Source organism: Streptomyces sp. SirexAA-E (assembly GCF_000177195.2).
In the GTDB taxonomy this organism is placed as follows: Bacteria; Actinomycetota; Actinomycetes; order Streptomycetales; family Streptomycetaceae; genus Streptomyces; species Streptomyces flavovirens.
This window is the reverse complement of the sequence record NC_015953.1, coordinates 63,777-87,737: the sequence shown is the minus strand read 5'-3', so window position 1 is coordinate 87,737 and position 23,961 is coordinate 63,777. Positions and strand designations below refer to the sequence as shown.

Below are 23,961 nucleotides of genomic sequence, written 5' to 3'. Positions count from 1 at the left end.
GCGATCCGGCGCGCCGCCTCGGCCGGACATCCGGCTCAGGGGTTCGGCCCGGAGGCGTCCCTTCTCGTGGGGCATGAGACTGTCCGGTCGTGCGAAAGATGACGAAGGAACTGGAGGCCACCCTGGCTGAGGCGTCGTCTCCCGCGTGGACGCGACGTGTTCGTGCCGGGCGTGACCTTGCTTCCTCGGCCGATGTACCTGAGGCTGCGGAAGCACTGGTGGGTCTGCTGTTGGACGCCGATGACACAGCGGTGACGCGGCAGACGGCAGAGGCTTTGACCCGGGAGGGGACCGAGGCCTCCGTAAGGCTCATCGCTCGCGCGGTTGCCGAGGCCGACGACAACCGGGCCGACTGGCTGCAGACCGGCGTGCACGACGCGCTCATGGGGCCGGGTGGTGCGCCGGGTGTCCTCGCGGCCTGTGGAAAGCTCGCCCGGGATCCGGAAGGAGCTGTCCGTCAGGGGGCCGCGCACATCGCGGCATGGGCGGCCGACCCACGGTGATGATCGATCTGCGCGACCTTCCAGCGGGTCGCTTCATGCGGCCGTTGCCCGGGGCGCACGAGAATTCGTGGAAGGCGCCGTCACAGCATCGCGAACAAGCGGACACGGCGGCGTCCTTCGCGTCGGTCCCGACCTCGCCCGGGCAGGGATCGGCGATGCTCCGCATGGCCAGTTCGGGCAGGTGGTCCGGTCCGGGGGAGTGGCTGTACAACCGGTGCCTGCCCGCCCCGGGAGAAGCGGAAGCTTCGGTGATACCCGCCACCGGAAGGGACACCCGCCCACCGGCCGGATCCACGCGCGCAGCGTGCTCCGCACGCGCCGGTAGTTACGGCGGCCGGGTTCAGGCGCAGGGCCGCCAGCCCAGTGCCGGTGCCAGCTTCGACGCGATGTCGGTGAGGATCTGCTCGTAGTCCTCACGCTCGAAGGTAAAGGGAAGGGCGAACGCCACCTCGTCCACCTCACGGAAAGCCGGGTGCGCCCGCAGCCGCTCGGCGATCACCTCCGAGGTGCCGACCAGGTCGGGCGCGAACATCATGCGCGCCGGGCCCTGTGGCGCCGCGGTGCGGGGCAGCCGCTCGGCGGCGTACCGCTCGTACCTGGCCCGCTGCTCGGGTGAGGCCGAGTCGGTGGGGATGACGACCAGGCCCTGGGAGACCCGGGCATCCTCCCCGTCGGGGTGCACCGCCCGGAAGGCGCGGATGTGCGAGAGCTGGATCGCGGCGAAGTCGGCGGGCTCATCGCCTGGGCCCTCGGCCTTGACGACGCTGCTGGTCAGCAAGTTCATCCCGTGCTCGCCCGCCCACCGGGCCGACCGCAGACTGCCGCCGCCGTACCACATCCGCCGAACCAGGCCCGGTGAGTGCGGCTGTACCCGGTCCGAGAAGACTTCGAAGCCCTCTCTGCCGCTGGAATCAGCGGCGGGTTCGCCTCGCACGAGGTCCATCAGCCGTTCCACTCGTCCGTAACCGAAGTCCTCGGCGTCCGCGGTATCCGGGTACAGGGCGTCCTTGACCCGGTCGTAGAACATCGGAGGGCCGACGCTGATACCCGGATTGAGTCGACCGCCGGACAGGACGTCAACCGTGGCCAGGTCCTCGGCGAGCCGCAGCGGGTTCTCCCAGCCGAGCGGCGTGACCGCGGTGCCGAGAGCGATGCGCCGGGTGCGCTGCGTGGCGGCCGCCAGCACGGCGACGGGAGAGGAGATGCCGTACTGGAGATGGCGGTGGCGGACCCAGGCGCTGTCGAAGCCCAGGCGCTCGCCCAGCTCGATCAGCTGGAGCGTGGCCTCGTGGCCCTGGCCCGGGTCGGTCTCGTCGAAGAGCCCGATGGTCAGGAACCCCAGCTTGCGCAGCGGTCGTGATGTGAGCGGCACTCAGCCCTCCAACATTGGGTCGCGTCAGACCTACGGGCGTGCCAACAGCAAGCCGTCCAGCGATGTTCCCCCGATACCTTCTTCGTGGCTCCGCAACGGAGCCTTGGGCCTTCGGGTCCGGCACGACTTCCCCCTGTTGCGATGCCATGCGCCGCTCGGGCAGCCGGACGCCGGCCGTCTCCTGAGGTGTCGTACGGTGGCGATGGTCTGTGGATCATGTCGGACGACTCCCTCTCATACAGAGCCTGCGTACAGCGGTCGCCGCCGCCTCAGCGGATGTACCCCTGCGCTTGCACCTGGCCCAGCTCTTGCTGGAGGCGGACCGGTCCGACGAAGCCGTCGCCGACGGCGCCTGCGCGCCGGTATTCGGGTCAACCTGCACTCACTCGTCCGGCGCCGAGTCTGGCCCCGTGTGGTCCTCGGCCAGGCGGCGTGGGCCATGCTCTGTGCCCTGCTGATCACCCAGGTCCCCTGGACACAACGAACGTTCTCCCTCGGGCTGTTCTGGGTCGGCATGGTGCCGACGGTGGCGACGCTGTGGTTCGACCGGAAGAAGAACCGCTGAGTGCCGGAGTGGCCCGCGCTGACGGCCTGCTCGCTGCGGAAGGTGTATCCGCGAGCAGAGTGACGCGCGTCGGTGACTGCCCGTCGTCCCTCCGGCGCCCGCGTATTGATCCGGGAGATTGCCCGAGCCCCCAGCAGGAAGCCGGGCGGACGGGCACCTCGCCGAGTTGGTCGAGGGGAGCGATGCGCTCATCCGTCACCGTGCACGGATGGGCCCAGTCGTCGTCCAAGCCGAAGACGTAGGTGAATCGCGCGCCGCCCATCGCCACTACCGCTCATCGATCCTCAGCTTGCGGCTCAAGGCTCGGTTCTTGGCGGCGTTTCGTGCCTTCCTGGTGTTGGCCGACTCGGCGACCAGGGCGAGTACCGCAGGCGACGTCGAATGCTCGGCGAGGAAGCGCCGCAGTGGTGGCGCTGTCCGCCGGGCACGCGCGTCGACAGCCCTGCCGTCCCTCGATGAGCTGTCGAACTCGGTCTACCAGGGCGGGCGGGTGTCGCGGCGTGCTTCCGGGGTCTGCTCGGGCAGAGCCGTGTCTTGGTCGGTGCGCAGCAGCATGCCCGGATCGGGTTCGAAGTCCTCATCGGGAGGTGCCGGCTGGTGGAAACGCTCGGTGCGCGCAATGGTGACTTCCACCAGTCGGCCCTCCTGGAACATCCACAGCCCGAAGCAGTCGTCGTCCTGGTCGCGAAGCAGGACCTGCACCGTATGCGGATACGGCCACGGCAGGGACTCCAGGTGCCTGAGCAGGCCCTTGCGGGCCCGCGTTTTCTCGAACTCCAGGGCCCACCCGAACTCGTGGCCCCACTGCCCCGCTATCGGGACGAAGCGGCCGCGCCACAGGCGTTCCGGATCGTCCTGGGTCAGCGGTTCCATCACCTCGTCCGCCCAGCGGGCGAGCACGATGACCTCGGCGTCTCTACTCATGCCGGAGTATCACCGCATCCGCCTGATCCATCGCAACCGCATTGTTCAACCGGTCGACGCAGGCAACGGTGGCTCGATCGGCGACGAGCTCTCAGTGCCAGCGGACCCGGCGACGGGGCCCCGCCAGCCACCAGCCAGTTCACGCCACCACCCCCTGCCCGTCCTGTCCCGGTCCATGACCGGCGACAAGCGCGGTGGAGCGGTCGGTCACGTGCTCGTGGGTCCCGGGTTACAAGTGTGGTCCCGGGGTACGCGCGGTGGCGTACGACGCACGCGCTATCCAGGGAGGTACCCCCATGGGCAAGCTGGGAGACATGGCGAACAAGGCCAAGGAGATGGCGAAGGGCCACCCGGACCAGGCCGACAAGGGCGTCACGAGCGCCGAGCGGATGGTCGACGAGCGTACCGGCGACAAGTACGACGCCCAGACCGACAAGGCCGCCGACGCGGCCCGCCGCTCCTACGGCGGCCGGCCCACAGAACGCTGACCCGCGTACTTCGAAGCCCCGGGACTTGGCCGACGCGCCGAGTCCCGGGGCCTCCTGACGGGAACCGGCCCGCTCCCCGCCGGCGCCTGGACGTCGTCGGCATGCTCCTGCTCCCGCCCGGCATCACCGCCGCCATCTACGATCTGACCCGGCTCAGCGGATCCGACGGCTTCACCACTCCCAAGGTGTGGCTTCCCCTGACCGCCGGACTCGCCCTGCTGCTCGGACACCTCGCCTGGGCACTGCGTCGCGGACCGGACGCCCTGGTCAACATCAGGCTGTTCCGCCACCGCGCTCCGGCTTCCTCGTGCGTCAGCCGCCCGCGAGGGAGGTCGACCGGACGGCGGCCGCCGCCCTCTTGCGCCGCCTGCGCAGCAGCACGACGACGAGCGCGAAGAGCTGGAGCAAGAGATCCAGGTCCGGCAGGTCGGCGGTGGCCTCGGAGCGGACGTGCCCGGTGCGGCGGATCGTGCCGACGGGCTCACCGTCGTCGCCGAACATGGTGTACTCCCGGTCTGCCGCCGCGGTCCGCCGGAACGGGACGACCCGCTCGGAGCACGTCAGGTTCCAACTCCGGCGCACCCGGTCCGTGCTCGCGACGACGGTCCCGCCGGCGTCGAGCAGTTCGTAGACGCCGCTGAAGCGGTGGGTGCGGACGTGGTAGTCGCTCCCGTGCAAGGTGAACCGCGCGCCGACGCGGCCCCTGCGCAACGAGAACGTCGTCAGCGCCCGGCCGTCCTCGGTGAGCTCGTACTCCTGGCTCGGCAGATGGATCCTCTTCGCGTGCAACATGACTTCATCGCAGCATCCGCCCACTGGCCGGACCCATGCCATTTGTCATGCATGACCGGGGGAGAACGCGAACGGGGGCACCGTTCAGGGGAGGGCCATGCTTACCTGCTCGACCCCCGCATCGGGTCCCCGCTCGTCCGCCCCTGCGACAGCCGGGCCGTAACATGAGCGCCGTGGACGCACGCGATCCGGACGAGTTCTCCGTCGGCCAGTGGCCGGACTGGAGTTTCTGGAAGAACCCGCCGGACGGATACAGGGCCCGCAGTCGGGGCCGCGTAGCCGTCGCCACGGCCACCGCGCTGGCCTCTCTCACCCTGATCGCACGGGCCCGGGACATCGCGCACGGCACCGAACCTCCCCTGCTCACCGCGCTCGCGATCGGCCTCGTAGCCTGCTACGGCATCGGTTGCATGCTGGCGCCCTGGTACGGGCCCGTGGCGCTGCGACGGGGGCGTGTCACCATCGTGGCGGTGTTGTTCCTGCTGGGGGCGGCACCGGCCGTGCTCCTCGTGTCGCCGTACTACCTGACCGATCTGACCTATGCGCTGGCGATCGGACTCATGCTGCTGCCGCTACGCCACGCGCTGCTGCTCGGCCTCGCCACCGTGCTGGGGCAGATCGTCTGGATGCGTCTGGCCCAGGGCGAGGTGGCCTGGGCGCAGGTGGCCATCCTCGTCGGCGTGACCGCGGCACTCGGCACCGTCTTCGCGCTCAACTTCACGATCGGTCACCTGCGGGCCGCGCGCGAGCAGGTCAAGAGGCTGGCCGTGAACCAGGAACGGGAACGGGTCGCCCGGGACATGCACGACGTCCTCGGCCACAGCCTCTCCACGATGACCGTCAAACTGGGGCTCACACGACGCATCCTGGAGTCCACCGGAGACGTGGCTCTCGCCGTCGGCGAGGTCACCGAGCTTGAGACCATGGCGCGCACGGCGCTGTCCGACATCCGGGCCACCGTTTCGGACTACCGCACCCTGTCGCTGGACAGCGAACTCTCCGGCGCCCGCCTGGCGCTGCGTGCCGCCGGTGTACGGGCCGATCTGCCCACCGCGACCGATACCGTACGTGCCGAGCTGCGCGAGGTGTTCGGCTACGTCGTGCGGGAGACGGTCACCAACGTGCTGCGGCACACCGACGCCGAACTGTGCACCGTCCGCCTCGGGCCCGACTGGGTCGAGGTCACCGACAACGGGAGTCCCACCGGCGTGACGAGTGCCGGGAACGGGCTCACCGGCCTCACGGAACGACTGGCCGCCGTGTCGGGCACGCTCGAACACGGGCCTGCCCCCGGCGGCGGGTTCCGGGTCCTGGCCCGCGGGCCCGCCCCGGCGACCGACCCCGCACCTCCTCAGAAAGCCGAGCCGACATGATCCGAGTCCTACTGGCCGACGACCAGGCACTCGTACTCGGCGCCCTCGCGTCCGTGCTCCGGCTCGAACCCGACATCGACGTGGTCGCCGAGATCGGCACCGGCACCGAGGTGCTGGCCGCCGCGCAGCGGGCCGTGCCCGACATCGCGCTGCTCGACGTACAGATGCCCGGGCGTGACGGCCTGACGGTCGCGGCCGACCTCCAGCGGGCGCTGCCCGCCTGCCGCACCATCATCTGCACGACCTTCAGCCGACCCGGCTACCTTTCGCGGGCGATGTCCGCGGGCGCGTCCGGGTACGTCGTGAAGGACTCCCCGCCCGAACAACTGGTCGACGCGATCCGCCGCGTCCACGCCGGCCTGCGCTTCGTGGATCCGGCCCTCGCCGCGGAAGCGCTGGCCGGCGGTGCGAGCCCGCTGACCGGGCGCGAGGCGGACGTGCTGCGCGTCGCCGCCGAGGGCGGCACCGTGGCCGACATCGCCAGGGCGCTCCGGCTGTCCCAGGGCACCGTGCGCAACCACCTGTCATCGGCGATCGGCAAGACGCAGGCCCGCACCCGCGCCGAGGCGGCCCGGCTCGCGGAAGCCAACGGCTGGCTGTGACCGCGACGCCGCCCATCAGGCCTTGGCCGGCCGGACTTACTTCCGCCGGAGAGGGCTGTCGGACCCTCATCGCATCGCAGGTGGCAGGAGTCGGGGCGTCGACGGATCTGGGCCTGATCGATGCCGAGTGGGCTGAGGCGAGGGCGGCGGGCGGCGGAAGCCGTGCCGGAGGCGTGGCCCGGAGCGGACGTTCACGGCCCCGCCACTCCCGCCGGGGGCCCGAACCAGTGGTGAAGGGCTTCACGCAACCGCTGGGCGGTGGTGCGGTGGGATGCCGAGGGCGTTCCTGTCCAGGCGGCGTGGCCGTCCGGGCGGACGAGCACCGCGGACGCACCTGACAAGCCATCAGATCGCGCCGACACCACGGTCACCCGGTCCGCCCACGCCTTTGCCGCCTCGCGCAGCGAGTCCGTTCCGTTGCTCTCGTCCACCAGCAGCGCTCCGCCGGCCGTACGGGCCAGTAGCGGCAGCAGACTGTCGCGTTCCAGCTGGACGTCCGGCACCATCCTCCCCTCCCAGGGATGACCACAACCGTGCCGAACCGGATAGCGGGTGCCGACGCCGGTGATCGCCTCGGCAAGGTATCCGGCCGTCTCCTCGGCCTGCGCCAGCTCGGCGAGCAGCTCGCGCACCGGTGCCAGCCGCTCGTCCTCCGCGGCAACCGCCGCCTGCGCCCGGGTGTTGCGCAGCAACCTGGCGCCAGCCGCATGCCGCTCGGTGTGGTAGGTGTCCAGGAGAGTCCCGGGAGCCTGTCCGCGCGCCACGAGTCCCAGCTTCCAGCCGAGGTTCATGGCGTCGTCGATAGCCGCGTTGACGCCGATGGCGCCGGCCGGGGGATGGATGTGTGCGGCGTCGCCCCCCAGCAGCACCGCGCCCTGCCGCAGCTGTTCGGCCAGCCGGGCCGCGTCCCCGTACCTGGTGAGCCAACGGGCTTCGGCTATCTCCACGTGCCGCCCCAATGCCCGGTCCAGCACGTCCTGGAAACCGGACAGCGTCACCGGCTCGTTGCGGTTGTCCGGCGGTTGAGGGTCGTGGGTGATGAGCCGTACACAGCCGGGCCGTGGGATGGCGAACACCATGCCGTTCGCGCCGGCCGTCACGCCGAACGGGATCGCCTGCGGATCGGCCAGGACCACGTCCCCGAGCAGGGTGAAGTGGCGTGCGGGTGTTCCGGGGAAACCGATGCCGGCCAGCTTTCGCACTGTGCTGCGACCGCCGTCGCAGCCGACCAACCATCTTGAGCGCAGCGGTATGCGCCCGGCCGGGGAGTCGACCTCGGCGCGCACCCCGCTGCCGTCCTGGTGGAACCCGGTCAGATCATGACCGCGCAGGATACGCACGCCCAGTTCCACGGCCCGCTCAGCGAGGATCTCCTCCACTCTGGTCTGCGCGATCCCCAGCACGTAGGGGTGTTCGGTGCGCATAGCGGCCAGGTCGAGCTGGGCCGCTCCGACGAACGCGGTGGTCGGCATGGTGGGGCCCTCGGCGAGGAAGCGATCAGCGAGGCCGCGGCGGTCGAGCAACGCCAGGCTCCGGGCATTGAGGTTGAAGCCGCGGCAGAAGCCGGGCGGGGCCGGCTGCCGTTCGAGTACCACGGTGCGCACACCGGCCAGGCCCAACTCGCAGGCCAGCATCAAGCCTGCGGGCCCGGCCCCCACCACCAGGACGTCCGCGTCGCCGTCCGGCGCATCTGTCGGCGACGCCGGTAGCGGGGAGCGCGGGGCGGTCGGCGGGCCGGTGGATATCGGCGCATCGGGTGAGTGCTGCTCAGCCCGTATAACTACGGGCCCAGTTGTGTCAGGCATGGGGGGAGACCTCCGGCCATTCCAGGGTGCCCTGCTCGATCTCCTCGGCGGTCCGCAGTACCCACTGCATCTCCGCTTGCAGCATCGCTCGGGCGTACTCCGCCTCGATCACGAACAGCCGTGGCGCCTTGTGCTCCTCCCTGGCGGCCCGATACGCCTGCTCGCCTTCGGAGACGCGGGCCTGCAAGGCCGCCGCCCGTTCGCGCAGCGCCTGCGCCGCCCGCTGCTTCCCCAGTACGCCCAGGTAGCTGACGGCGGACAGGAACCTGGGGTACTCCCGGGAGGGCTCGCGGACGATTTCGTCCAGCCACTCGGTGAACCACCGCTGCCCGTCACTGGTGTGCCGATAGACCGTACGCATCGGGCGGCCGCCCACCTGCTCGGTGTCGGTCGCCTCGATCCAGCCGTCTCGGGCCAAGGCCCGCACCGTGTCGTACAGCGACCCCGTGGTCAGTTTGAAGGCCGAGTCCATCTGGCGCTCCCGAAACGCGGTCGCCATGGCGTGGGGGTGCATGGGCTGCTCCAGCAGCACGCCCAAGACCGCAAGGGCCAAGGGGTTGGCCGGTCGTTTCACGGGCATCTCACTCCGCATTCAGGCTCGGGATCACTTGCGCTCGGATCCTACTACTCGGATCCGAGTAAGGTGTCGCAGTCGTCCGCAACCGCTGTCGTACTGACGGCCCTCCGCGGATAGCGGCGACCTCGGAGGCGACGCCGACGACTGGGCGGTACCGCCCGCGGCAGCGCACCAACTCGATGCGGCCGACGCCACTGTGCCGACGGTCTCCCGCATCTCGGCAAGGAGTCCAGCTGCGAAGGGCTGGGGTCCAGTCCTGATCCACTCCTCTCGAACGATTTGTCTGCCATGTCCATTGCCAGGCGTTCACCCATCCGCCGAGGGTGAGGTTGTGTATCCGGGCGATGTCCAGCACGGCGTGGTGGACTCCGTCGTCCTTGAGGCGGCAGTCGCGAGGGATCCTCCAGGTCTTCATGTGCGCGAAGACGTGCTCGCCGTGGGCGCCGACCTGCTGGTGAGACGTCTTGTGTGCTTCTTTCCAGTCGGAAGGTCTTCCCCCTCGCCCCGCAGTACGATCACCAGCTTGCCCAGCAGGCGAGGGCTCAGCCCGGTGAACGGGGCGGTCCAGGACGGCCCCGAAGCCGTGAACACACCAGCCACCGCGAGATCGTTCCACCCGTCACCGGGGCCCCGTTCACGGCGGTTCCGGACAGTCTCACCGAACCTTGAGCGCGCTCTGCGCAAGCCCCGGTGACCCGAGTCAGTCGAAGAGGGAAACGAGTCCATTCACCCAGATCGCGAGGAACACAAGGGCCGCCACCAGGCAGCCGGCGCCCGCCAGTACACCGCCGACCGTCCACGGCTCGGAGGGCGCCTCGCACTCCCCTCCCAGGTCGTCCCGGTAGGAGGCGGGGGCGTCCCAGTCGACGGGGTGCCCCAGCTCCTCGGCGCAGGCGGCCCGCACCGCGACCAGCTGCCCCTCCGCGAAAGAGGTGGCGGCCTCCGCCTCGGCGCCCTGCCAGGCGAGGGCCTTCATCCGCCACCCGGGAGACCCGTACCGTGCCTCGAAGGCAGCGATCTCGTCGGCGTTCCGGTCCTCTTCGAGGTACATCCAGCGTCCGGTCTCGGCGGCGTCGCCGTAGAGCCGGTACACCTCGGCCAGACGGCGGCGGAGCGCCAGGTCGTGCGGGAAGGACGAGACGAGACCCCGCAGGCGTTGGCGCGCGACGGGAATCCGGCCGGCGGCCAGGTCCGCATCGACTCGGGCAAGGGTTTCTCTGAGGGGCACGAACGGATAATCGGGCACCGCACTGACCTGAGTCGACCTTTTTGTCGCTCAGCAATCGCTCGGGCCCTTGAAGGTACCGGCTGAACCTCACTGAGACGGGACGCCGCCAGTTACGGGACGGCCCGTAGCACATCGGTTGGAGGCTCCACCGGGGTTCGCGGAGAGATCGCGCCGGGCGGGTCCCCGTGCTGGCTACGGTCCGCCTGTGCCGGGGGAAGTCGCCGACTGACGAGCAGGCCGTTATCTGGATCTGTTGGGTTCGTTGCACTTGTTGAGCTGGCTGTCTGCGTGGATCTCAGTGGCAGCGACGTGCAGCGGGAGCAACCTGACCAAACGTCAGCCGGGGACGGAAGCGCGGATCAGGCCCTTCAGTCCGTGTCCGTCGCGGCCAGCACCGCCATTTGGCGACGCCCCGGGGCAACGGCTGCCAGGCCGATGTCCCAGGCCACTCGCTCGAACCACTTGGTGGCAGCCCCAAAGCTGTACCAGTCGCATTCGAGTACCTGATGTTCGACCTCAGCGGCCGACGCGTGCACAGCCGCTCCCGAGAGGCCGGCGAGCGACCGCCAGGCGGCCAAACGCCCATAAGCTCCCCGCAGTCCGTGGTTGTACGCCCCGCCCGTTGATGCCGCTGCGAAGACCAAGCGCCAAGCCTGAGCCGCTGGACACGAGGAGACTGCGGCGAGGTCGCTGGATGTCAGCCCTCGAAGGGACTCCAGTTCCATGGATGCCAGCACGCTTGGGACAACGGGGGCCCGGACCGGCGCAGAAAGCTCGAAAGTCCTGGCTTCTATCCGTCCGTTGGACTCTTCGGCCCAGTTCGACACCGCCGCGGCGATGGCTCCGGACGCAGACTCCGTTGTCGTCTCGGCTGCCGGCGGGACTTCTGCGGTCCTGTCCGGTGCCGTCTGCGGACCGTCGTCAGACCGCACGTACGGTATCGACCAACTGCCCCCGCGAGCATGGTAGCTGGGCAGTCCGGGTTCCTCCTCGAACACAGACAGCGACAGCGGCAGCCACCCCAGCGGGTGGTGACTCCAGTGCGGCGAGGTCGCCCAACGCGCGATCCCGGGCATCTCGGCAACGTCCAGGCCTCGGAGGACCAGCTCGTGCACAAGACACGCCCGCAGTTCCTCGGAGGCGCGCGCATGCGGGGCACCGCCGTCGAACACCAGGACGAGGTCATGCGGAGGATGGCTGGAGGCAAGCAAGGACGCCACATGGCGGCTCTGGCTCCGTCTGCCGGACTCGGTCGTGGCCACCAGGCGGAGGCCCTGTTCGAAGTTCTCCTGTCCCGGGGTGACGGTCAGGAGCCTCAGCAGCGTGCTGAAGAGGCTTCGGTACTGCCAAAGGGAGTCACCTTCGGCACCGTACTTCCCGTGCAAGACGATGCCGAGATCCGCCACGAAAGTGGCGTCTCCTTCCGCGAGGCGGCGCTCGGCCATCCCCGCCACCTTGCTGACGTCCCGCATGCGCGGCAGCTTCGCCACGATCTTCTCTATCTTCTCCGCCACGCCGCTTAGCCTATGCGCCGGATGGTGCCGGACCTTTGGACCGTCAGCACGCCGGTGACGGGACCGTGAGCCGCGAGGGGTGTCTGGACGAGACGAGTGCCCAGCAGTCATCCTCGGTCTACTCCAACTCGCCCGCGACATCATCTGATGGAGCAGTGAAGTGCAAATCCGGGCGATGGTCCGAAGCATCTCGTCGCGGTTCTTGGCCTGCTGCATCCTTGCGGCAGTCGGGCCCCCACGGTCATCTTTCGGCCGTGGTCGTGCCAGGAAACCCCTTCGCGCGGCGGCGCCCGCACGAATCGTTTGATCAGGTCCAGGTGGAAGTGGAGGGCGGGAGTGCATCCTGGCCGCTGTGGCCGGAGTGCGGTCCACGGGATCAACGCGACCGGCGTGGAGCAGATCGCGGAGCGGGCGCCGGTGTCCAAGCGCACCCTCTACGCGCACTTCAGGACCAAGGGCGAGCTGGTCCTGGCCCATCTCAAGGACCTCTCCTCGAGGGGCACACCCTGGAGGGAATGCTGGTGCGCGAGGATGTCCCCACCAGGGAGCGAACCCTCGCACTGTTCGACCCGCCCCCAGCGTGCGCGGATTCCGTGCGCGGATGCCCGTTCGTCGACGCCGCCGCGGAGTTCCCCGACCCCCGGAACGCGGTCCACTCCTTCGCCCGCGAACGGAAACTGCTGATGGTGCGGCTGGTGACCGGTCTGGTAACGGAACTGGGTTGCGAGCCCGCCGTCCTCGCCGAGCGACTCGTGCCCCTCGCGGACGGCGCCGCCAGCCGCGCCATGGTGCTGGGCGAGGTGGACTACGGCCGACGCGCGCGAACGGCGGCCAAGAGATCCTCCTGGCCAATGCGCTGCCGACCCACGATATGACCGGCTCCGCCGGGTCGCCGGTATGCCCGACGCCTGTACCGTCAAGGCGACCACCAGCGCCGGCATGCAAGCCGACCCGGGAGCCGGCATCACGAACCTGGCCACCTGCACCCTTCTGGGGGCTCGGTCTCTTGAGGCTCGTGTCCGAAACGCCGCTCGCAACCAGCCCTGGCGCTGGATTGCCCATCCCCTTGGTGTCATTGGGAAGTCATCTCGATTGGCGAGTCCGCGGTGGAGATGAGGATGCAGGCGCCGAAGGTTGGTCGTACCCGATCAGTCGGCCGACGTGTCCTGTGTCGCCTCGCGCGCTTTGGTGAGGGCTCGCTGCCTGAGGTTGCCGCCGAACAGCTGCATCGTGGTGGCGGCCAGGACGTCATCCCTGCCGATGGTCCGCCCGTTCCTCTTGCGGGCGGACGGGGCCCGGAGGGAATCGTTGAGGAACGGGGCCGGGACCGGTTCGCCCGACATCACCAGGGCGGCTGTACCGAAACGTGCGACCCCGCCCTCACGGGTTACCACGGCCGCGTCTCGGGCGAGGTCCGTCAGGAACACGCTCGCAATGCCGTCGAGGTCGCGGACCATCGCTGGGGCGGCCGTCGCCCCCTGGCTCCGCAGCAGCTTCTTGACTCCGGCCTCGAACCTGTGGGCGCCGACCACAGCGCTCGGTTTGCGTGACCTGCTGCGCTTACGAGAAGGCACGATGACACCCTCGGCGTCGTACAGGACACCGGTCAGGCCTCGAAAGGTCGGGCTGTGGTCGTACCACTTGTTCCCGACCTCGAGCTCGGCGTTCCGGTCAAGCGCCGCGAGAAGGTCCCCGGGGACCAGCTTCTTTCGGCCCTCCGCCGCCGCCGCTCTCCTCGCGCCGTCGATGATTTCCGTCAGCACTGTCCGTATCACCGACGCGGCGGCCCACGCGGCCGACCGAGAGAGGTGCATCGGAGTCACGTCCCTGAACACCGCCTTGACGAGAGAGGGCTTGAACGGGGAGAGATCCGTGACCGAGTCGGTCTCTGGACCACTGCGCTCAGGGCGTGGAGGCTGTGCGGTCATCGGAAGAAACGCTCCCTGCTGTCGGAGTTGTCAGAGGCCCACACTTCATCACGCAGACCCGCTCTCCTCCCTCGCACCCCCCGCCCACCTTCACCTTCCTCAACTGCGGGCCCTGGCACAACAACCCTCGCCGTCAGCCGTGCGGAGCGTCCAGTGCACGCACCTGCACCGCGATCACGAAATGATCGGCGGTGAAGTGTCCCTTCTTCTTCTCGGCCCTGCCCGTGTCGTCAACGCGTCAGGAGCAGTGCAGAGCAACCGTCGCAACTTGCTGACCGAGCTGGCCTGCTGGGTATACCTCCACCCCGGTGCCGGGCCCCAGGATCTCGAACGTGACCTTCGTCCAGGCAGCAGCAGGGGAGAGCAAGGGCGGAATGCCGAATCCTCCCGCCCGCGGTCCTGGATCGGCGCTGAGGCGTTTCCCCGTATCGACCCGCACCGGGCTACCGGCTCGCCCAGCACGTCGTCAGTGACTGGAAACAGTTTCAGGACCATCGGCCGACCGGCCGGAACGCCGGTGTCTGCGCAGCCAGCCACCTGCAAGCAGCACTACAGCTCGTTCGTGGGCACCCCTTCGCGGATGCCCGGCCAGGACGGTTCGAGCGGGCCAAGGACCGGCCAAGGACATGCAGTCATCCCGACCGAGACGCTGGTCGACGCTTCTGCGCGCCTGGCTCGCCTGCACCAGACGGAACACAACCCGGAGGCGGCACTCTGGGCGATCCGACAAGGCTTCCGAGCGTCGGGCGATTCCGAGCATGAACTGGTCCGTGTCGTACCTGCCTACGACACGGACCAGGATGCCGTTCTCGCACCCCTGAGGAAGCTGCGGAGCAGGATCCCCAAGTAGGTTGACGACGCACCGTCGACGGGGATCGGGAGCCGGCGTGGCCCCGTAGGCGGCGGATCCGTTTGTACGGAGGGTAACGCGTGCGGATCCGGTGGCTGGAGCAGGCCGCCCCACATCCTGGTCGGCACCGCCACCGGCGGCGGCAGTACCACGATGCTGCGCTGCCTCACCGCCCAGTACCTGCACCAGGGCGCCCAGGCCCCGGTCCCTCGACACCGATGGGACGTATGTCAGTGCGCGGTGACTGAATACGCGGTGAGCGCACGGTTGCAGCGCGGCTTGGCGATGGCCCGGAGAACGTCGACCTGACTCAGAACGAGCTGTCGCACCGGCTCGGGCAGTGTGGCCAGACGCTCCTCCGTTCCGGCCAGGTCGAGGCAAGCAGCGATTTCCCAGTCACCGTCCTGAAGCTCTTCGGTATCGACCGACCCGCTGCCGTCGGCCGTCCAGCCGGCCTCGGGCAGGAGCCGCAACAGCCCCTCACGGGAGAAAGGCGTGCGGACGTTGCCCTGGCCGTGTGACCCTGCGGCCTCGATCTGTCCCTGGATCAGCACGGCGAGCAGGTGCGCCAACTGGTCGCCGGAGGCAGGCGTCATGTCCCACTCGGTGAACCACAGCCGCCGCGCCCACGGCCGTACCCGGGCCAGTGTGTCTCTCAGTTGTTCGAGCGACGCGAAGTACCAGGAACAATGGGCCAGCACCACGTGGTCAAAGGCACTTTCGGGGAACTCCACCGAGGGGTCGAGGACGTCGGTGCCGAAGCGGAAATCGATGCGCGGCCCGAGGGGGCCCGCCGCGAGCCGGGCTGCCGATTCCCCGAGCGTCACCGGCGCTCCGTAGGAGGGCTCGGCCACGTCGACGGCCACCACGCGCCCGTCGGGACCGGCCGCCTCCGCCAGTACGGCGGTCATATCGCCCTGGCCGCAGCCGAGTTCGAGGACGGTTGAACCTGGTGCGATGTGCCAGCTCGCCACGAGAGCGGCGCGGTGGCGAGTCTGGGACAGCTGGCTGTCGGGGCTGTGATCGGCGGCGGCCATGCCGGACGCCAGCGAGGGGGCCTTGGCTCGAAGATCGGAGAGATTCACAAAGTCCTTGGTGGTACTCGACGGTCGGTGGCGTCCGATGGTACGAGACGCGTCAGTAGCACGCCTCATGCTTCCGGGCATCCTGTGGTGCCGCAGCACGGACGGTCGTCTCGAAGCGGCCTGCGAGCTTGTCGAACCGGGTTGCCTCGGCCCGGTTGCGCTTGAGCGGGTTGATGCCCACAGTGGGCGAACGCGGGGCCGGCCGAGACCGGGACGAGGAACCTTGACGGCTTTCAGTACGGCCCCGAACTGCGGGCTGTCACCCCGTTGCCCGGTGTTGACCAGCAGAGCTAACGGCCTCCGCCCTTGCTGGCAGGGCAGGTGGACTTTCGTGGTCCCGCCCCCCCCCGCGAGGCCTGCCAAGTTCCCTCAGGATGTGCGTCAGCTGCTGGTGAGCGACGTCGCCGAGAAACTGGATCGTCTTGGCGGCATCCAGCAGCGCGGTGTGTTGACCGTCGAGAGGTCGTCGTGGGTCTGCAGGGACGCCCGGTTGGCCGGGCCGGCCTCGGCGAGGACGAAGAAGCAGGCCACGTCGACACCCGCGACGTGGTCCCGCAGCTGGGTGATCATCTCGTCTCAGAGGTAGCTCAGGGCGGCGTCGAACAGGACGGCTGCCCCGGCGATGATCATCTTGGACATGTATGGAGATCTTGCCAACTGCTCGGCCTTGAGCCCGCTGAAGAGGTTCGGGGCGTTCCTGCGCAGGACGGGCCGTTCGGGTCCTCGGGGGTGCGGACCCGGGCCAGCGTTCCGACGCCTTCCTCTGGATGGTCGGGCATGAACGCCAGGACGGACCTGTGGCCGGGGCCTTCGGTCACGCCGAAGACGTGGCCGCGCCCGGCCGCGAGCGCCGCGCCCACCCTGTTCAGTCGGCCGTCGACATCGTTGCGCAGGCGCAGCGGCCATGAGGCCGCAACGCCGTCGATCTCGGCAGGGGTAGAGGTGATCAGGATGCCGTTGCCGGACTGGCGGGCGTCCGCTGAATCCCCAACCAGCAACCCGTCAGCCCCGGCACGCCCGGGCCTGCGGCCACCTGTCCGGCCCATCAGGCTGTCGCTTTCGGCGCGCTTCTGACCGTACGAGGGAAGCCCGAAGCCGCCGACGGGCTTCGCGCGTACGCTGCCCGGACCCGCGGGAGCGCTGACCAGTTCGCCGCCGTCCTGGAGGACATCGCCACCAACGGGCTCCCGGCGGCGGAGGACTGCACGCCGTGGGAGAAGCCGCGCGAGACCCGCCTCGCCCGGCTCGCGGCCCAGCGCCCGGCCGTCGCCTGATGCCCGCACCCCACGGACCCGCCCGGATCGCGTCCACCGACTCCGCCGCCAAGCAGCGCTGGACGCCATCACCAGCGAAGCCGAGCTGTACGCCCTGGAACCGTACCCTGGTGGTCCTCTCCGTCGCCCCCAGCGCCAGGTGAGCCGGTCCCTGGCAGTGCTGACGGTCCCTGCTGTGGCAGTACGCCGACGGAGTCGAGCGCGTACGCCTTTGGTACCGGGTGACTGAGCTGAGGGCTGTGGCCGTCGTCGCGTGCATCGAGGTCTGGTCCGCGGCGTCCTGGCCAATCGCGCGGGCGTCGTCTCCCGGCCCGGACACCGACGATGTCCGGGCCGGGAGCGCATCAGGTCTGCTGTGTTCTCGTCCGCGTGTCTCGGGAGGTGCCCGAGGCGCGAGTCAGTGGAGGCCGTTGATCATGTTGAAGACCTTCTCGTAGTCGCCGCGGTGTTCGGCGTAGCGCTGGAGCTTGACCTGTTCCACGAGGATCTCGTGTGCGTCTGGCTGGGTGGCGAGCAGGTCGATGACGTTGTCGGCGAAGTCGTCGAGGGGAAGGGCGCGCGGGTTGGCGGCGGTGTCGCCGAGTCCGGTGGCGACGACGGGGGGTACGAGCTCGATGACCTGTACTGAGGTGTCGGCCAGTTGCTGACGGATCCCCTGGGAGAGGGAGTGGATGGCGGCTTTGCTCGCGCAGTAGGTCGCGGTGCGTGCGAGCGGGACGGAGGCGAGGCCGGAGGAGACGGTGACGATGGTGGAGCTCTGCTGGGTCTGCAGTTGTTCGATGCATGCGGCGATGAGGCGGATGGGGCCGAGGAGGTTGGTGGTTACCGTGGTCTCGGCCGTTTCCAGGAATGTCTCGGGTTTGTGCCAGTCCTCCGGCAGCATCACGCCGGCCATGGCGATGAGGCAGTTGAGGTCCGGGTGCTGGGCGATGACCTGTGCGGTGGCGTCCGTGACGGATAGGGGATCGGTGGTGTCGATACGGATGGTGCCGAACCCCTGCTCGCGGAGCTGGTCGAGTACCTCGGTGCGACGGCCGCCGAGGACGACGGTGTTGCCGCGGTCCTTGAATCGGTGGGCGAGGGCGAGACCGATGCCGCTGGTGCCGCCGGGGATGAAGATGGTGTTTCCGGTGATGTTCATGCGTTCTCTCGACTCTGGTTGACGGTGAGAAGGTTTGTCGGGTCCATGTGCGTCATGGCCTCCCGGATGTGGGATTCGGTCGCGTCGATGATTTCGCCTATGACGAAACGGGTGAAATCAACCACGCTGCGGAACGGTCGTGCGCCGTGGGGGAGAGCGAGGATGCGAGTGATCTCCTTGGCGACGGTGGCCGGGCCGGGGGCGATGCCGGGTTCGAAGAGGCTGTTGGTCGCCTCCGTATTCGGGCTACGAGGGGGGCGAGAGCCGCGTAGCCCTGGGAGCGTTCTTGGTCGCCGGCGCGGCTCGCGTTCTGGAAGTGTGAGGAAGGGAGGTGCGTCGATGACGGAGGTACTTCCGACACAGAGCAGCGTTTCCTTCCTCCGCTCGCGCAGATGGGGGAGAACGGCGCGGTTGACCCGCTGGGCGCCGAGCACGTTGATGTCGAGCAGATGGGCAATGTCCTCGGCGGTGAAAGCCTCGACATACCTCACCGCGAGAGCTCTCGCCCGGGCCTGGCACACCGTCTACGCGAGTATGCGGGACACCGGCGCCGAGCACGCATGAGCGCTGCGCCGGCCCGCCACTGACGAAGGCCTCGACCTGCGCACGGTCACTCTGGACGTCCGGAGCGACGCATCGGCCGAAGCGGCGGTGGCGACCATCCTCGCGGAGACCGACGGCATCGATGTCGTCGTACGCAACGCCGGACACCTCGCGGTCGGAGTTGCCGATGCCGGTCCGGCCTCGGCAATAAGAACGATGGACATCTTTCCCTTTCTTCCTGATCCCTTCGTGCCGGCGCTCATCCGGCCGAAGCGACGAGTGCCGGGTCCTGTTCGAGTGACTCGATGAGTCCGGTTCCGGACGGAGCCCACCCGAGCAATGTGCGGGTGACGCGGCTGGAGGCCGGGTTGTCCATGGCGACGAACGGCGTCAGGTATCCGAATCGCTTCTCTGCTTCTTCTGCAGAGGTAGGGCTCACGGGCACGCCGAGCCGGCGGGCGATGGTCTCGGCGATCCGGCGCAGCGGGATTCCCTCCTCGGCGACGGCATGCAGCCGCGCTCCTGCGGGCGCCGACTCCAGCGCGATGCGGTACACGACGGCGACATCGTGGGTATCGGCGGAGCCCCACCGGTTGCCGCCGTCGCCGCAGTAGCCGGCACGGCCCGTGGCGCGGGCGGTATCGATCAGTCCGGAGACGAAGCCGTAGCGGCCGTCTCCGTGTACGGCCGGGGGCAGCCGCACCACCGATGAACGCACGCCCTGGGACGCGAGCGAGATGGTCACGTTCTCCGCGTCGACGCGCGGCCCGCCCGGCAGGACGTCGTCCTCGGTGAGTAGCCCGGTGAAACCGGCCAGGCAGATGCCCCCGGTCGCGTTCGTACTCACGAATGGCTTTCCCGTGCCCGCGAGCGCCGCGCCGATCGACTGGACGGCGAGGAGGTCCGTCGCCGCCGCCCCGGCCAGGTCCCCGGCGCCCTGGGCGGCGTGGTCGAACGCCAGATGGATGACGCCGTCGGCCTCGTCGGCGGCAGCGGTCAGGGCGTCCCGGTCGCCGAGGTCGCCGCGGCGGACCTCGGCGCCGAGGCCCTCGACCCGGGCGGCTGCGGCGCCGGAGCGGGCGAGACCGGTGACGGCGTGCCCTGCGGTGATGAGCTCGGGGATCACGGCGGACGCGATGTGCCCGGAAGCCCCGGTAACGAAGACCTTCATGGTCGCCTTCCTTCGGCTCGCCTGTCACGGCAAGCCCGATTGCAGTGTCTGCAATCAAGGTTATGCTGTGATTGCAGACACTGCAATCACGTACAATGGCGCCATGCCACGCTGGGAACCGGACGCCGCTGGACGCCTCCATGACGCCGCGCTCGCACTGTTCACCGAGCAGGGGTACGAGCGGACCACCGTCGCCCAGATCGCCGAGCGCGCAGGCGTGAGCGAACGCACCTTCTTCAATCACTTCACCAACAAGCGCGATGTCCTCTTCGGGCAGACCTCGCAGAAGCAGAAGGACGTCGTGGCACGCGAGATCGCGGCCTGCCCGGAGAGCACCCCGCCCCTGGAGGCTGTGCTTCACGGCCTCCAGGCCGCGGCGGACGAGGTCCTCGGTGCCTTCCGCGTACCCGCACGCCCGCGGCGGGAAATCATCAACGTCACTCCCGAACTCCAGGAACGCGAAGAAGGCAAACGCGCCGCTCTCGCAGCCACGATCACCTCGGCGCTCTCCCGGCGCGGAACGGATGAGAAGGCAGCCGCCATCACCGCGGGACTCGGACTCGTCGTGCAGCAGGCCGCAGAGGCGCAGTGGGTACGGCCCGACGAACAACGCCCGCTCCGCGACCTGCTGGCGGAAGCCCTGTCCCACCTCCGCACCATCATCGACGAAGCGCCGGACGATGATGCGGACCACCCGTGAACGGCCCGCTCGCCGACACCCAGTAGCCCGCCGACGTCCTCTACCCCATCCATACCGCAGGCGCCGAGAACACCGAGCCCGCACGCGCGACAGCCCCTCTGTCGGCGACGCGGATGTCGGTTCGGTCGGCGGCCGCGGCAGAGAAGGTGTAGTGACCGCGGTCGGCGCGACGTCGTGCGTCGCGGACCACGTGCCACTCGGCGAACGGGCGAATGATCTTCTTCTGGTGCGGCGGCAGCGGCTTTAGCGCGGCGTCCAGCCAGAGTCGGAGACGGGCGAAGTTCTCTTGTCGGCGGGCAGGACACCGGAGGCGACGAGGATCTCGCGGACGTGACGGGCGGCCGCGTCCTGGGGCGGGTTGTCCACCGTGTCGTGGGTCAGAGGTTGTCGATGCCGGCGAGGGCCTGGACGAGGGGATCGAGCTGAGGGCTGATCGTTCCGTCCTTGCGGCGGAGGAGATCTTGAACTCGGTCGTTCATGACGCCGAGGGTATGACGCACGCGGCGCGGCTACCCTTCATCGACCCGGAGTCGGACCACCCCTGCCGCTGGTACTGCGCTGGGGGCGCCCCGGCCGAAGGCTGGGGGACGCCGGCAACGCCGCAAAAGTGCGTGCCACACCCCAACCTAACGAAGCACTCCTCATAGGAGCCGATCATTGTGGCGTAGTCCGTGTATCCCTCCGCGCCACCCGCGAAGCGCGTGTCGCGGTTGTCGGCGGCGAGAGGATGGCCGTGGGTGAACCGATCGACGAGGTCCGGGTTGGCGATGAAGGGGGCGCCGAAGGAAACCGCGTCGGCCAGTTGCCGTTCGAGCAGCTCGTTGCCGCTCGCTTGCGTGAAGCCGAGGTTGGCGATGACGGCGCCGCGGTAATGGGCGCGGTAGCGGGTGAACGCGGTGAGAGTGTCGGTTTCTGTGTCGGGTTCCGGGCCGAGGAGGTGGAGGTATGCCAGGTTGCTGTCGTCGAGACGCCTGAGGAGCTGGTCGTACTCGGCCAGTGCCTCGGCGTCTGCGGTGAAGGCGGTCCCGCTGTTCCAGTAGGGGGAGAGTTTGATTCCGATGCGGTCGCTGCCCCACACGCTGCTGACGGCGTCCACGACGTCGAGGAGGAACTGGGCCCGCTTTTCACTGCTGCCGCCGTAGGCGTCGGTGCGCTGGTTGAGCCGTGGGTTGAGGAACTGGGCCACGAGATGGGATACCTGCGCGTGGATCTCCAAGCCGTCGAATCCGGCACGCAGCGCGTTGGTGGCTGCCTGCCGGTAGGTGCCGATCGTGGTGGCGATCTCTGCGGCGCTCAGGGCGCGTGGCGTGAGGGAGTCCTTCGGGCCGTCGGGGGTGAAAGACATCTCGTGGGGATTGATCGCTGAAGGGCCGGCGGGGAGCCTGCCGCCGTGGTGATCCGGGTGGGAGGCGGCGCCGGCGTGGCCGAGTTGCGAGACGATCCTGCCTCCCGCTGAGTGCACAGCTTCGGTGACCTTGGTCCAGCCGGTGGTCTGGGCGTCGGTGTAGATGCCTGGGACGTTGATGAAGCCGATCGCGTCCGTGCTGACCCAGGTCCCTTCGCTGATGATCAGGCCGGCGCCGGCGCGCTGTGTGTAGTAGGTGGCGTGCAGGCCGGTGGGGGCCAGTTCCTCGTTGTCGGCCCGGGAGCGCGTCATGGGAGCCATGACGACGCGGTTGGGCAGCTTGAGTGCGCCCAGTTGAACAGGCTGTAGGAGGGGCTGGGTGCCGGGTACTGAGGTCAGGTCGGACATGAACATCTCCTTCGTGATGGGAGGCGCTCCGCGCGGACACGAGAAGCGCGATCGGGTTGGTGGGATCAGTCCTGCTTGAGGGCGTGAAGGGCGGACAGGGGGCCGCCGAGCTGGATGAGGCGTCCTCCCTCGCGCAGCGTTCCGAGGTCGACGGGGGCGAAGCCGAACTCGGAGGTCAGGTCTTTCACGGTGTCCTTGGCGTCGGCGTCGTCGCCTGCGAGGAACAGCACCTGCCGCCCCGCCTCGTGGCGGGGATCGGGTGCGATGAACTGCGCGTATAGGGCGTTGAATGCCTTGACCACGCGTGCGCCGGGAAGCAGGGAGGCCACGTATTCGCTGCCGGTGAGGTCGCCCAGGTCGGCGATCTCGGGTCTCGGGGAAAGGGAGACGAACTGGTTGGTGGCGTCGATGACGATGGTTTTGTCCAGGCGGGGGAACCCGGCGACGGCGTCAGGGATTTGCGGCCAGGGAACCGCGAGCACGACGAGGTCTGCGGCGGCGGCCTCCTCGGGAGGCGCGGCTGCTGCGAGCGCGCCCAGGTCCTTGGCCAGTGGGGCCAGGGAGGCAGGTCCTCGGCTGTTGCTGAGCACGACCTCGTGACCGTGACGGATCGCATGCCGGGCGATGGCCTGGGCGATTGCTCCGGCTCCGAGCATTCCGATCTTCATCAGGCGGCCCCGTGTCCGGAGTCGGCCGTCCGCGGTGTGGTGAGCAGGACGGTTCCACTCTTGGCCGGGCGGCGGGCGTGCTCGATGGCCGCCTTGAAGTCGGCGAGGTCGTAGCTGGCCGCGACGTCAAGCAGGTCTGGCGTGTTCTGCGCCAGGTCCTGGGCGAAGGCGACATCCTCGGCCCGCTTCCTGGGGGCGCGGCTCATCCAGTGCAGTATCGACACTCCCCGTACCGTCAGCTCCCGCGCTATGAGAGGCAGCGCCTCCAACGATGTCGTGCCGGAACTCAGATGTCCGTAGGAGATCAGAGTGCCGCCGTCGGCCAGCAGTTCGGCGAGGTCTTGGGTCATGGAACCGCCGACACAGTCGAGGACCACCTGGACGCCCCGCTCGCCGACATGGCGGCGGACTTGTTCCCGCCAGTCGTCGTCGCATGTCGCGATCGTGAGCTGGGAGGGGTACAACGTCCGCATCTTCTCGGCACCGGAGGTGCTGCGCACGAGGTTGATCAACTGCAGGCCGTGCCGGACCGCGGCTGCGCTGACCAACCTGCCGATGGACGAGCCGGCGGCGGTCTGAAGAACCAGACCCGTCTGCCCGTGCAAGGCCTTCTTCATCGCGCGATACAGCATGCGCAGCGTCAGCGGGTTGACCAGCATCAGGGCTGCAGTCTCGTCACTGACCCCGTCCGGCACCGGCACTGCCAGATCGGCTGGGATCACGACGAAGTCGCTCCATGTTCCCGGCGCCGGGAAGACCGCAACCCGCCGACCTGGGCGCAGTGTGCGGACGTCCGCTCCGACGCTCTTGACGACGCCCATCCCCTCCACTCCGGGAGTCCGGGCCCCCGACTGCTGTTCGGGCTGCCCCGGCAGACCCTCCACACCGATCAGGTCCCCCGGATGGATGGGCCGGACCAGCATGCGGACCAGAACCTCTCCGCTGCCGGGAGTCGGCCGGCGGGCCTCCTCCCTCAGCGTCAGTACCTGTGCGGCTTCCCCATGCCGCGTGTACTCCACGGTGCGCATAGGCGCCTCCACTCGCTCTTTAATGATGCCCATCATTAAAAGGAATAATGAGGGGTAACATCGAAAACGTCAAACAC

At 69.1% G+C, this 23,961-nt stretch carries 24 protein-coding genes and 1 pseudogene; 8 read left to right on the top strand and 17 right to left on the bottom strand.

The window, feature by feature from the left end; all coding sequences use genetic code 11:
• The first annotated feature begins 98 nt into the window (after nt 1-98).
• Nucleotides 99-503 carry a hypothetical protein gene (locus SACTE_RS00320; RefSeq protein WP_226995136.1) on the top strand — a complete coding sequence of 135 codons (405 nt, stop codon included), beginning with the start codon at nt 99-101 and terminating at the stop codon, nt 501-503.
• A gap of 340 nt (nt 504-843) precedes the next feature.
• On the opposite strand, the gene SACTE_RS00315 is transcribed toward SACTE_RS00320, so the two are convergent.
• On the bottom strand, nt 844-1,875 hold the full coding sequence (locus SACTE_RS00315; protein ID WP_014044022.1) for an LLM class flavin-dependent oxidoreductase: 1,032 nt from the start codon (nt 1,873-1,875) through the stop codon (nt 844-846).
• 412 nt (nt 1,876-2,287) lie between these two features.
• Here SACTE_RS00315 and SACTE_RS33865 point away from each other — a divergent pair, with 412 nt between their 5' ends.
• Nucleotides 2,288-2,440, top strand: a complete 153-nt coding sequence (locus tag SACTE_RS33865) for a hypothetical protein (protein WP_019993920.1) — start codon at nt 2,288-2,290, stop codon at nt 2,438-2,440.
• A gap of 474 nt (nt 2,441-2,914) precedes the next feature.
• On the opposite strand, the gene SACTE_RS00310 is transcribed toward SACTE_RS33865, so the two are convergent.
• Complete coding sequence (locus tag SACTE_RS00310) at nt 2,915-3,364, bottom strand: hypothetical protein (protein WP_014044020.1); 450 nt, start codon at nt 3,362-3,364, stop codon at nt 2,915-2,917.
• A 296-nt stretch (nt 3,365-3,660) separates the two neighbouring features.
• Between SACTE_RS00310 and SACTE_RS00305 the strand changes: the two genes are divergently transcribed.
• A complete protein-coding gene (locus SACTE_RS00305; RefSeq protein ID WP_014044019.1) occupies nt 3,661-3,852 on the top strand; it encodes an antitoxin in 192 nt (63 codons plus the stop codon).
• 312 nt (nt 3,853-4,164) lie between these two features.
• Here SACTE_RS00305 and SACTE_RS00300 read toward each other — a convergent pair whose 3' ends face one another.
• Nucleotides 4,165-4,644 (bottom strand): hypothetical protein, encoded by a 480-nt coding sequence (locus SACTE_RS00300; RefSeq protein ID WP_014044018.1) that lies wholly within the window; start codon nt 4,642-4,644, stop codon nt 4,165-4,167.
• Nucleotides 4,645-4,808: 164 nt separating this feature from the next.
• Between SACTE_RS00300 and SACTE_RS00295 the strand changes: the two genes are divergently transcribed.
• Together SACTE_RS00295 and SACTE_RS00290 are read left to right on the top strand one after the other, a co-directional pair.
• Nucleotides 4,809-6,017, top strand: coding sequence for a histidine kinase (locus SACTE_RS00295; RefSeq protein WP_014044017.1), 1,209 nt, complete (start codon nt 4,809-4,811; stop codon nt 6,015-6,017).
• Entirely contained in the window at nt 6,014-6,619 is a 606-nt protein-coding gene (locus tag SACTE_RS00290) for a response regulator transcription factor (RefSeq protein ID WP_014044016.1), read from the top strand. Before SACTE_RS00295 ends, SACTE_RS00290 begins: the two co-directional genes overlap by 4 nt.
• Before the next feature lie 191 nt (nt 6,620-6,810).
• Here SACTE_RS00290 and SACTE_RS00285 read toward each other — a convergent pair whose 3' ends face one another.
• The 5 genes and pseudogenes from SACTE_RS00285 to SACTE_RS00270 form a co-directional block, all read right to left on the bottom strand.
• The gene (locus SACTE_RS00285) at nt 6,811-8,283 is read right to left on the bottom strand and encodes an FAD-dependent monooxygenase (RefSeq protein WP_272920098.1); all 1,473 of its coding nucleotides are present in this window, start codon (nt 8,281-8,283) and stop codon (nt 6,811-6,813) included.
• A 133-nt stretch (nt 8,284-8,416) separates the two neighbouring features.
• Nucleotides 8,417-9,016, bottom strand: a complete 600-nt coding sequence (locus tag SACTE_RS00280) for a PadR family transcriptional regulator (protein ID WP_014044014.1) — start codon at nt 9,014-9,016, stop codon at nt 8,417-8,419.
• A 298-nt stretch (nt 9,017-9,314) separates the two neighbouring features.
• Nucleotides 9,315-9,491 (bottom strand): annotated as a pseudogene (locus SACTE_RS32730) (IS5/IS1182 family transposase); the annotation flags it as partial.
• A gap of 210 nt (nt 9,492-9,701) precedes the next feature.
• Nucleotides 9,702-10,229 carry a DUF6584 family protein gene (locus SACTE_RS00275; protein ID WP_026359268.1) on the bottom strand — a complete coding sequence of 176 codons (528 nt, stop codon included), beginning with the start codon at nt 10,227-10,229 and terminating at the stop codon, nt 9,702-9,704.
• Between the two features lie 368 nt (nt 10,230-10,597).
• Nucleotides 10,598-11,743 (bottom strand): DUF6183 family protein, encoded by a 1,146-nt coding sequence (locus tag SACTE_RS00270; RefSeq protein ID WP_014044012.1) that lies wholly within the window; start codon nt 11,741-11,743, stop codon nt 10,598-10,600.
• 521 nt (nt 11,744-12,264) lie between these two features.
• Between SACTE_RS00270 and SACTE_RS00265 the strand changes: the two genes are divergently transcribed.
• A complete protein-coding gene (locus SACTE_RS00265) occupies nt 12,265-12,618 on the top strand; it encodes a hypothetical protein (RefSeq protein ID WP_226995248.1) in 354 nt (117 codons plus the stop codon).
• A gap of 273 nt (nt 12,619-12,891) precedes the next feature.
• Here the strand turns inward: SACTE_RS00265 and SACTE_RS00260 are convergent, their stop codons facing one another.
• The 3 genes from SACTE_RS00260 to SACTE_RS00250 all read right to left on the bottom strand — a co-directional run bounded on the left by SACTE_RS00260 (nt 12,892) and on the right by SACTE_RS00250 (nt 16,176).
• Nucleotides 12,892-13,671 carry a hypothetical protein gene (locus tag SACTE_RS00260; protein ID WP_014044011.1) on the bottom strand — a complete coding sequence of 260 codons (780 nt, stop codon included), beginning with the start codon at nt 13,669-13,671 and terminating at the stop codon, nt 12,892-12,894.
• Nucleotides 13,672-14,751: 1,080 nt separating this feature from the next.
• Nucleotides 14,752-15,606 carry a methyltransferase domain-containing protein gene (locus SACTE_RS00255; protein ID WP_014044010.1) on the bottom strand — a complete coding sequence of 285 codons (855 nt, stop codon included), beginning with the start codon at nt 15,604-15,606 and terminating at the stop codon, nt 14,752-14,754.
• Nucleotides 15,607-15,987: 381 nt separating this feature from the next.
• The gene (locus tag SACTE_RS00250) at nt 15,988-16,176 is read right to left on the bottom strand and encodes a hypothetical protein (RefSeq protein WP_014044009.1); all 189 of its coding nucleotides are present in this window, start codon (nt 16,174-16,176) and stop codon (nt 15,988-15,990) included.
• 500 nt (nt 16,177-16,676) lie between these two features.
• Between SACTE_RS00250 and SACTE_RS34740 the strand changes: the two genes are divergently transcribed.
• Complete coding sequence (locus SACTE_RS34740; protein ID WP_078492677.1) at nt 16,677-16,880, top strand: hypothetical protein; 204 nt, start codon at nt 16,677-16,679, stop codon at nt 16,878-16,880.
• A gap of 397 nt (nt 16,881-17,277) precedes the next feature.
• On the opposite strand, the gene SACTE_RS00245 is transcribed toward SACTE_RS34740, so the two are convergent.
• From SACTE_RS00245 to SACTE_RS00235, 3 genes are all read right to left on the bottom strand, one after another.
• Nucleotides 17,278-18,021, bottom strand: coding sequence for an SDR family NAD(P)-dependent oxidoreductase (locus tag SACTE_RS00245; RefSeq protein ID WP_014044007.1), 744 nt, complete (start codon nt 18,019-18,021; stop codon nt 17,278-17,280).
• Nucleotides 18,018-18,512 (bottom strand): hypothetical protein, encoded by a 495-nt coding sequence (locus SACTE_RS32535; protein WP_019993927.1) that lies wholly within the window; start codon nt 18,510-18,512, stop codon nt 18,018-18,020. Before SACTE_RS32535 ends, SACTE_RS00245 begins: the two co-directional genes overlap by 4 nt.
• A 311-nt stretch (nt 18,513-18,823) precedes the next feature.
• A complete protein-coding gene (locus SACTE_RS00235; protein ID WP_014044006.1) occupies nt 18,824-19,735 on the bottom strand; it encodes an SDR family oxidoreductase in 912 nt (303 codons plus the stop codon).
• A gap of 103 nt (nt 19,736-19,838) precedes the next feature.
• Here SACTE_RS00235 and SACTE_RS00230 point away from each other — a divergent pair, with 103 nt between their 5' ends.
• Nucleotides 19,839-20,435: a TetR/AcrR family transcriptional regulator gene (locus SACTE_RS00230; protein WP_014044005.1), complete on the top strand. Its 597-nt coding sequence runs from the start codon at nt 19,839-19,841 to the stop codon at nt 20,433-20,435.
• A 475-nt stretch (nt 20,436-20,910) separates the two neighbouring features.
• Here the strand turns inward: SACTE_RS00230 and SACTE_RS00225 are convergent, their stop codons facing one another.
• The 3 genes from SACTE_RS00225 to SACTE_RS00215 all read right to left on the bottom strand — a co-directional run bounded on the left by SACTE_RS00225 (nt 20,911) and on the right by SACTE_RS00215 (nt 23,884).
• Nucleotides 20,911-22,188, bottom strand: coding sequence for an alkene reductase (locus SACTE_RS00225; RefSeq protein ID WP_014044003.1), 1,278 nt, complete (start codon nt 22,186-22,188; stop codon nt 20,911-20,913).
• 65 nt (nt 22,189-22,253) lie between these two features.
• The gene (locus tag SACTE_RS00220) at nt 22,254-22,856 is read right to left on the bottom strand and encodes an NAD(P)-binding domain-containing protein (RefSeq protein WP_014044002.1); all 603 of its coding nucleotides are present in this window, start codon (nt 22,854-22,856) and stop codon (nt 22,254-22,256) included.
• Complete coding sequence (locus tag SACTE_RS00215; RefSeq protein WP_014044001.1) at nt 22,856-23,884, bottom strand: zinc-binding dehydrogenase; 1,029 nt, start codon at nt 23,882-23,884, stop codon at nt 22,856-22,858. Before SACTE_RS00215 ends, SACTE_RS00220 begins: the two co-directional genes overlap by 1 nt.
• Between the last annotated feature and the right edge of the window lie 77 nt (nt 23,885-23,961).